The 2,403-nt window shown below is 76.4% G+C and carries 3 protein-coding genes; all 3 read left to right on the top strand.

Annotation, left to right across the window (positions count from 1 at the left end):
• Window positions 1-279 (top strand): glycosyltransferase family 9 protein (locus G3I42_RS33705; protein ID WP_164291464.1); only part of this gene is annotated, 279 nt, incomplete at its 5' end.
• Window positions 276-1,238, top strand: a complete 963-nt coding sequence (locus tag G3I42_RS33700; protein ID WP_164291463.1) for a glycosyltransferase — start codon at window positions 276-278, stop codon at window positions 1,236-1,238. The genes G3I42_RS33705 and G3I42_RS33700, both read left to right, overlap by 4 nt.
• Window positions 1,235-2,403 (top strand): glycosyltransferase (locus tag G3I42_RS33695; protein WP_164291462.1); only part of this gene is annotated, 1,169 nt, incomplete at its 3' end. The genes G3I42_RS33700 and G3I42_RS33695, both read left to right, overlap by 4 nt.

The raw sequence follows: 2,403 nt of genomic DNA, 5'->3' as shown, positions 1-2,403 counted from the left end.
GTCCTCGCGCACGCGGACGCGGTGGTGTGCGGCAACACCGGGCCCGCGCACCTCGCGGCGGCGGTCGGCACGCCGGTCGTCTCGCTGTACGCGCCGGTCGTCCCGGCCGGGCGCTGGGCACCGTACGGGGTGCCGTCGGTGCTCCTCGGCGATCAGCACGAGCGGTGCGCCGGCACGCGGGCCCGCACCTGCCCCGTACCCGGCCATCCCTGTCTGGAGAGCGTCACCGCGCACGACGTGGTGGCCGCCGTCGGCAAGCTCCTCAAGGAGGCCGTGTGAACATCCTCGTCTGGCACGTGCACGGCTCCTGGCTCACCGCCTTCCTCCAGGGCTCGCACACCTACCTGCTCCCCGTCACGCCGGAGCGCGACGCGGACGGCCTCGGCCGCGCCCGCACCTGGGACTGGCCCGCCGCCGCGCGCGAGGTGTCGCCCTGGGAACTGCGCGAGCTCCCCGTCGACCTGATCGTGTTGCAGCGCCCGCACGAGCTCGCGCTCGCCGAGCAGTGGACGGGCCGCCGCCCCGGCAAGGACGTCCCCGCGGTCTACGTCGAGCACAACGCCCCGGACGGCCCCGCCGAACGCACCCGGCACCCGCTCGCCGCGCGCGAGGACATCCCGGTCGTGCACGTCACGCACTTCAACCGCCTCATGTGGGACTGCGGGCGCGCGCCGACGACCGTCGTCGAGCACGGCATCGTGGACCCGGGACCGCAGTGGACGGGCGGGATCGAGCGGGCGGCCGTCGTCGTCAACGAGCCCGTGCGGCGCGGCCGGACCACGGGGACCGACCTGCTGCCCGTCTTCGCCGCCGAGGTCCCCCTCGACGTCTTCGGCATGGACACGAGCCGGCTTCCCGCCCATCTCGGCGTCCCCGGCGAACGACTGCGGGTGCGGGAGCTGCCGCAGGCGGGGCTGCACGCGGCGATGGCGCTGCGCCGCCTCTACCTGCACCCGGTGCGGTGGACCTCGCTCGGCCTCTCGCTCCTGGAGGCGATGTTCCTCGGGATGCCCGTCGTGGCACTCGACACGACCGAGGCGCGCGAGGCGGTACCGCCCGGGGCGGGCACCGTCTCGAACCGGCCCGACGTCCTGCGCGCGGCCGTACGGCGGCTGCTCGCCGACCCGGAGCACGCGCGGGAGACCGGCGCCGCCGCCCGGGCCGCCGTGCGCGACCGCTACGGGGTGCGGCGTTTTTTGACCGATTGGGACCAGTTCATGAAGGAGGTCGTGCGATGAGGCCACTGACTCCCGTCCCCCGGCGGCTCGCCATGGTGTCCGAGCACGCCAGCCCGCTCGCGGCACTCGGCGGGGCCGACGCGGGCGGCCAGAACGTGTACGTGGCGCGCCTCGCCGAGCAACTGGCCCGCGACGGTCACGAGGTCACCGTCTACACGCGCCGCGACGACCCGGGGCTGCCGCCCGTCGTCATGACCGGGGCGGGGGTCCGGGTCGCGCACGTGGACGCGGGCCCGGCCGCCTCCGTGCCGAAGGACGAGCTGCTGCCGCACATACCGGCGTTCGCGGCGCGGCTGCACCACGACTTCGGGCGCAGGCCGCCCGACCTCGTGCACACCCACTTCTGGATGTCGGGGCTCGCCGCCGTCGCGGCGACCCGCACCCTCGGGGTGCCCGTCGTGCACACCTTCCACGCGCTGGGCACCGTCAAGCGACGGCACCAGGGCGCCGCCGACACGAGCCCGGCGCCGCGCGTCGCGATCGAGGCGACGGTGGGGCGGCTCGCCCACCGGCTCCTCGCGACGTGCGCCGACGAGGTGCGCGAACTGCGCGCGATGGGGCTGCCGGCGGACCGGATCGCGGTCGTGCCGTGCGGTGTGGACACCGAGCACTTCGCGCCGCGCGCCGCCGACACCGCGCGGCGGGGGCACCCTCCGACGCTGCTCGCCGTGGGCCGGCTCGTGCCGCGCAAGGGCTTCGACCGGGCGATCCGGGCCCTGCGCGAACTGCCCGGGGTGCGGCTGCTCATCGCGGGAGGCCCGCCCGCCGACCGGCTCGGCGCGGAGCCGGAGGCCGTACGGCTGCGCGAGATCGCCGCCGAGTGCGGCGTCACCGACCGGGTCACACTCCTCGGGAGTGTGCCCCACGCCGACATGCCCGCGCTGCTCTCGCGCGCCGACCTCGTGCTGTCGCTCCCGGTGTACGAGCCCTTCGGCATCGTCCCGATCGAGGCGATGGCCTGTGGGACGCCCGTCGTCGCGACGGCCGTCGGCGGTCAGCTCGACACCGTGCACGACGGCGTGACCGGGGCGCACGTGCCCGCGACCGCCACGCACGAGGGGCCGGGCGGCGACCCGCGGCTCGTGCGCGCCGTGCGCGAGTTGCTCGCCGAGCCCGCGGCGCTGCCCCGGCTCGGCGCGGCGGGACGACGGCGCGCTCTGGGCAC

Source organism: Streptomyces sp. SID11385, from assembly GCF_010548245.1.
GTDB lineage: Bacteria > Actinomycetota > Actinomycetes > Streptomycetales > Streptomycetaceae > Streptomyces.
The sequence above is the reverse complement of the archived record's forward strand: the minus strand, read 5'-3'. Positions and strand labels throughout refer to the sequence as shown.